Raw genomic sequence first — 4,796 nt, 5'->3', positions numbered from 1 at the left:
GGGACCCCTTCTGCCCATTTCGGCCGCAGGAATCCCCAGTCCCGCTACGCTCCGCCAGACATTCGGTGCGCATCCGTCTGGGACGGTAGCGGCTCGATCCGACATCCACAAGAGAGGAGTCGAATTCCCCTTCTGGAATACATCCAGATCAGACCAAGAAAGGCCCCGCCGAAGCGAGGCCTTTCTCGTCGCGTCGTGCGTGGGGTTCAGAGCCCCGCGATGATGTCGCGCATGAGCGCAGCGGTCTCGGACGGCGTCTTGCCGACCTTGACGCCGGCGGCCTCGAGGGCCTCCTTCTTCGCCTGCGCGGTGCCCGCCGAGCCCGACACGATGGCGCCGGCGTGGCCCATCGTCTTGCCCTCGGGGGCCGTGAAGCCCGCGACGTAGCCGACGACCGGCTTGGTCACGTTGGCCTTGATGAAGTCGGCCGCGCGCTCTTCGGCGTCGCCGCCGATCTCGCCGATCATGACGATCGCCTTCGTCTCGGGGTCGGCCTCGAACGCGGCGAGCGCGTCGATGTGCGTGGTGCCGATGATCGGGTCGCCGCCGATGCCGATGGCCGTCGAGAAGCCGATCTCGCGCAGCTCGTACATCATCTGGTACGTCAGCGTTCCCGACTTCGACACGAGACCGATCGGGCCCTTGCCGGTGATGTTGGCGGGCGTGATGCCGACCAGCGACTCGCCGGGGGTGATGATGCCGGGGCAGTTCGGGCCGATGATGCGGGTCTTGTCACCCTTCGACTGCGCGTAGGCCCACGCCTCGGCGGTGTCGCCGACGGGCACGCCCTCGGTGATCACCACGAGGAGGGGGATCTCGGCGTCGATGGCCTCGACCATGGCGCTCTTGGTGAACGCGGGCGGCACGAACGCGATCGAGACGTCGGCGCCGGTGGCGTCGATGGCCTCCTGCACCGAGGCGAACACGGGCAGTTCGACGGGGTTGCCGTCGGCGTCGGTGTGCAGCACGGTGGTGCCGGCCTTGCGGGCGTTCACGCCGCCGACGACCTGGGTGCCGGCCTTGAGCATGAGCGCGGTGTGCTTGGTGCCCTCGCCGCCGGTGATGCCCTGGACGATGACCTTGGAGTCCTTGTTGAGGAAGATCGACATGTCTGGTTCTTTCCTAGTTCCGGATGTCTGCGGTTCAGGCGTTGGCGAGCTCGGCGGCCTTGTCGGCGCCCTCGTCCATCGTCTCGGCCAGGGTCACGAGCGGGTGGTTCGCGTCGCGGAGGATCGCACGTCCTTCCTCGACCTTGTTGCCGTCGAGGCGCACGACCAGCGGCTTCGAGGCGGACGAGCCGAGCTCGGCGAGCGCGCCGACGATGCCCTTGGCGACGGCGTCGCACGCGGTGATGCCGCCGAACACGTTGACGAACACCGACTTGACCTGCGGGTCGCCCAGGATGACGTCCAGGCCCGCGGCCATGACCTCGGCCGAGGCGCCGCCGCCGATGTCGAGGAAGTTGGCGGGCTTCACGCCGCCGTGGTGCTCACCGGCGTACGCGACGACGTCGAGCGTCGACATCACCAGGCCCGCGCCGTTGCCGATCACGCCGACCTCGCCGTCGAGCTTGACGTAGTTGAGGTCGTTGGCCTTGGCCTTCGCCTCGAGCGGGTCGGCCGCGTCTTTGTCCTCGAGCAGTGCGTGCCCGGCGTGACGGAAGTCGGCGTTCTCGTCGAGCGAGACCTTGCCGTCGAGGGCGATGATGTCGCCCTCCTCGGTGAGCACGAGCGGGTTGACCTCGACGAGCGTCGCGTCCTCCCCCTTGTAGACGTTGTAGAGCTTGACGAACACGTCGCTCACCTTGTCGACCAGGTCGGCGGAGAAGCCGGCTGCCTCGGCGATCTCGACGGCCTTCGCCTTGTCGATGCCCGCTCCCGGGTTGACGTCGACGCGCGCGAGCGCCTCGGGGCGCTCGACCGCGAGCTCCTCGATCTCCATGCCGCCCTCGACGCTCGCCAGCGACAGGTACGAGCGGTTGGCGCGGTCCAGCAGCACCGAGAAGTAGTACTCCTTGTCGATGCGGGCACCCTGCGCGACCATGACGCGCTTGACGACGTGACCCTTGATGTCGAGGCCGAGGATGGCCTTCGCGGCCTCGTAGGCCTCGTCGGGGGTCTTGGCGACCTTCACGCCGCCGGCCTTGCCGCGACCGCCGGTCTTGACCTGGGCCTTGACGACGACGACACCGCCGATCTTCTCGGCTGCGGCACGCACCTCCTCCGGCGTGTCCGCGACGATGCCGGCGAGCACCGGCACCTCGTACTTCTCGAAAAGGTCTCGTGCCTGGTACTCGTACAGATCCACAGTGATTTCCTTCGCAGGTGGCGAATGGGGGTGGGGACGACGCTCAAAAGCGTCTCGACGTCGAGATATCGACCAGTCCCCCAGCCTACTACCGGTCGATGTCCGGTTCTGACCGCAGCGACGCGCCGGGCTCGTCGTCGAGTTCCTCGCCCGGCACACGCGGCAGGCGCGGGAGGTCGCGGAGCGCGGGCCCCTCGATGCGGCATCCGTCCGCCGTGAACCGCGACGCGTGCAGCGGACAGTCCCACGTGAGGTCGGCGTCGTTCCACCGCAGCACCCCGCCGAGGTGCGTGCAGACCGCGCTCACCGCGCAGGTGCGCCCGTCGACGGTCGAGATGCCGACGGGCTGGCCGGCACGGCTGGCGACGACGCCCTCGCCCTCGGCCGGCCGGCGAACCGGCGTGGGCACCGCCTGGGCGCCGATCCACCCCGACGCCGCCTCCCACCCGACCCGGAGATTCTCGACGCCACCACGGGCGAGATCGGCCGGCACCGTGAAACGCGTGGAGATCACGTTCATCCAGTCGGGACGCTCGCGTCGCGGGACACGGCAGATCTCGGCCGTCAGCCTCAGCGCCGCGGCGGGCGCGTTGGACAGTCCCCACTTCGCGTACCCGGTGGCGAACCGGATGCGGCCGAGCCCTCGCGGCATCGCGCCCACGAACGGGATGAGGTCGTGCGATTCGTAGTCCTGCGCCGACCACGAGGCCACCGGCTCGGCACCAGGGAAGTGGTGCCGCGTCCACGACACGAGGCTGTTCACGGCGGCGAGCGGGGAGGACGCGCGCCCCACCGGGAAGCCGTTGCCGCCGACGATGAGCTGGGCGGCGTCGGCCGGGCCGTCCTCAGGCGTGATCGACCGCACCGACTTCGTCTCGCCGTCGACCGAGATGTAGAGGCCTTCGGGGAGAGGTCCGTCGGTCGCGAACGCGACGCACGACGAGCGCAGCCCCCGCACTTTGGCGAAGTAGAGCCCGCGGTCGATGATCGGGGTCGCGGTCGCGAGCACGACGTGGTTCGCCGCGATGAAGCCCCTCGTCGTCTCGACGCCTGCCCAAGGCACGGCGTGCACGCGCGTGACGCGCACGCCGGTGTGCAGCGTCCCTCCCTCACGCAGCAGCGCCCGCGCGAGCGCGACGAGGAGGCGGCACGGATCGATCGCGACCTGACGATCGAGCGCGACGGCGTCGACCATGTCGAACGGGGACTGCGCGAGCTGATCGGGTTCCACCCGCCGCACCGGGAGACCGGCCTCGACCGCCGCACGAAGCTCCGCCTCGATGCGCTCGGCGCCCTGCGGCGTCTGTGCGTACGAATAGGCGGCGCGCCGCGAGTACGGCACGCCGAGCTCGTCGGCGATCCCTGTGAGCCACTCGGCGCCGTCGCGGTTGGACTCGACGTAGGCACGGACGAGGTGCGCGGGATGGTGGCGGCGCAGACCTGAGAGAACTGATCCCTGCAGCAGCGTCAGCTTTCCGGTGTTGGCGCCCGACGCGAGCGCGCCCACCTCGGCGGCGTCGACCACGGCGACGTCCATGCCCTGGCGCGTCAGCAGCAGTGCCGTCGACAGGCCCGTGAGCCCCGCGCCCACGACCACGACGTCTCGACGCCGGGCGGATTGGAAGGGCGTGCCCATGACGCTGTCGGCTTCTGTCCTCCAGATCGGCGCCATGGACCTATAGAAGACCTCCGCATGCGGTGTGTCGACCCCGTTGACAGCACGGGACCGGATGCGGGCGCGGCGCGCGACGGCATGCCGCACCGACGGCGGTGGGCGCATTAGGCTCTCCCCGAGATGTCCGACACCGCTGCCGCCTCCGCCACCCAGGCCGCCTCCCGCTCGGCCGTGGTCGCCGCCGCGCTCGAGCTGTTCGCGGAACAGGGGTTCGACCAGACCTCGGTGGAGCAGATCGCGCAGGCGGCCGGCGTGTCGCGCTCGACGTTCTTCCGGCAGTTCGGGGGCAAGGACGACGTCGTCTTCGCCGACCACGAGCTGCTCCTCGAGCGTCTGCGCGAGTTCCTGGCGCAGCCGCATCGGGATCCGTGGGCGGCCGTGTGCGAGGCATCCGTCTTCGTGTATGCGCACTTCGCGGCGGACCCCGAGCTCGCCCGGCGCCGCTATGCGGTCGTGCGCGGCGTGCCGGCGCTGCGCGATCGCGAGATCGTGACGGTGTTCCGGTACGAGCGGCTCTTCGACGAGTACCTTCGCGCGTCGCTTCCGGGCCTGGACCCGCTGGACGCCGTCGGGTTCTCGGCGCTCATCACCGCGATCCACAACCACGTGCTGCGCCGGCTCATCCGCGGCCCGAAGAAGGTGCCGGTCGCAGTGCTGCGCACGGCCCTCGACGACGCCCGCCGGCGGTTCGGCGTGCTGCCCGATCGCGAAGGCGATCCCGCGGCCGAACAGGTCGTCGTGGCCGTGTTCCCGCGGGCGATGCCGACGGCTGAGCTGGCTCGCCGCCTGCGCGAGCGCCTCGACGACTGAGGTC

The 4,796-nt window shown here is 70.2% G+C and carries 4 protein-coding genes; 1 reads left to right on the top strand and 3 read right to left on the bottom strand.

Going from position 1 to position 4,796, the window contains the following annotated elements; translation table 11 throughout:
- Positions 1–206: 206 nt before the first annotated feature.
- From sucD to J2Y46_RS08690, 3 genes are all read right to left on the bottom strand, one after another.
- Complete coding sequence (sucD, locus tag J2Y46_RS08700; RefSeq protein WP_045300746.1) at positions 207–1,109, bottom strand: succinate--CoA ligase subunit alpha; 903 nt, start codon at positions 1,107–1,109, stop codon at positions 207–209.
- 34 nt (positions 1,110–1,143) lie between these two features.
- The gene (gene sucC, locus J2Y46_RS08695; protein WP_045300744.1) at positions 1,144–2,307 is read right to left on the bottom strand and encodes an ADP-forming succinate--CoA ligase subunit beta; all 1,164 of its coding nucleotides are present in this window, start codon (positions 2,305–2,307) and stop codon (positions 1,144–1,146) included.
- Positions 2,308–2,395: 88 nt separating this feature from the next.
- Entirely contained in the window at positions 2,396–3,943 is a 1,548-nt protein-coding gene (locus J2Y46_RS08690; protein WP_310241672.1) for an FAD-dependent oxidoreductase, read from the bottom strand.
- 159 nt (positions 3,944–4,102) lie between these two features.
- Here J2Y46_RS08690 and J2Y46_RS08685 point away from each other — a divergent pair, with 159 nt between their 5' ends.
- On the top strand, positions 4,103–4,792 hold the full coding sequence (locus tag J2Y46_RS08685; RefSeq protein ID WP_310241670.1) for a TetR family transcriptional regulator: 690 nt from the start codon (positions 4,103–4,105) through the stop codon (positions 4,790–4,792).
- The last annotated feature ends 4 nt before the right edge of the window (positions 4,793–4,796 follow it).

The sequence above is a fragment of the Microbacterium sp. BE35 genome (genome assembly GCF_031457705.1).
In the GTDB taxonomy this organism is placed as follows: domain Bacteria; phylum Actinomycetota; class Actinomycetes; order Actinomycetales; family Microbacteriaceae; genus Microbacterium; species Microbacterium trichothecenolyticum.
The sequence above is the reverse complement of the archived record's forward strand: the minus strand, read 5'-3'. Positions and strand labels throughout refer to the sequence as shown.

Bases quoted from the DNA above. Each gene is read 5' to 3' on its own strand.
- J2Y46_RS08685 (WP_310241670.1), top strand. From the start codon at position 4,103: ATGTCCGACACCGCTGCCGCCTCCGCCACCCAGGCCGCCTCCCGCTCG.
- J2Y46_RS08690 (WP_310241672.1), bottom strand. From the start codon at position 3,943: ATGGGCACGCCCTTCCAATCCGCCCGGCGTCGAGACGTCGTGGTCGTG.
- sucD (WP_045300746.1), bottom strand. From the start codon at position 1,109: ATGTCGATCTTCCTCAACAAGGACTCCAAGGTCATCGTCCAGGGCATC.